Source organism: Lamprobacter sp., assembly GCF_034860625.1.
Taxonomy (GTDB): Bacteria; Pseudomonadota; Gammaproteobacteria; order Chromatiales; family Chromatiaceae; genus Lamprobacter.
In genome coordinates, this window is the sequence record NZ_JAYESN010000701.1 from 1 (window position 1) to 740 (window position 740).

General features: G+C 59.2%; 2 protein-coding genes. One reads left to right on the forward strand and one right to left on the reverse strand.

Going from position 1 to position 740, the window contains the following annotated elements; translation table 11 throughout:
• On the reverse strand, positions 1 to 115 hold a 115-nt coding region (locus VBE63_RS30840; RefSeq protein WP_323686753.1), incomplete at its 3' end, for an AAA family ATPase.
• Positions 116 to 387: 272 nt separating this feature from the next.
• Between VBE63_RS30840 and VBE63_RS30845 the strand changes: the two genes are divergently transcribed.
• A partial coding sequence (locus tag VBE63_RS30845) for a GntR family transcriptional regulator (protein WP_323686752.1) occupies positions 388 to 740 on the forward strand: 353 nt, incomplete at its 3' end.

Consider the following 740-nt stretch of genomic DNA (forward strand, 5'->3'; position numbering starts at 1 on the left):
ACTTGCCTTCCTCGATCAGCCGCAGCGCGAAGCCGGTCTTGTCGACATAGTAGTAATCGCCCTTGCGGATCTCGCGGAAGGTTTGGATGCCGATGGGACGTTTTTGGCGGTGCATGGTTTTGTGGCTGAGGTAAGACGGATTCGCTTTAGTCTAGCGTGCCAGCGCTGCTGTTGACGCAGGAGGGCTTCGGCCGACAGTCGCTCGCGGGAAGAAGTGGTTAGTGGTTAGTGGTTAGTGGTTAGTGGTTAGTGGTTAGTGGTTAGTGGTTAGTGGTTAGTGGTTTGGCCTGAGATAAGAGTGTCGACACATCATGCCGGTTCTGGTAGATTCACTGCTTAATTGGCGAGTATAAACTAAAAGGTGTTGACACTTTGCTGGCTGAGGCGATGAATGACCCCGCGCTGATCGTGCTTGAGCCGAGTGTTGTTGGCACCCTCACCGATCGCCTGTTTGATGCCCTGCAACGGGCGATCGTCGAAGGCGAGATGCCGCAGGGCAGCAAGATCAGCGAGCCTGAGCTGGCGCGTCGGCATGGTGTGAGCCGCGGCTCCTTGCGCGAGGCGATTGCTCGGCTTGAGGCCTGCAAGCTGGTCGAGCGTCGCCCGAACCTGGGCGCGCGTGTCGTCGAGCTGAGCGTCGAGCAGCTGATCGAGATCTTTCAGCTGCGCGAGGCGCTCGAAGGCATGGCGGCGCGACTGGCCGCGGAGGCGATGACCGACGCGGAGATCGATGCGCTTGC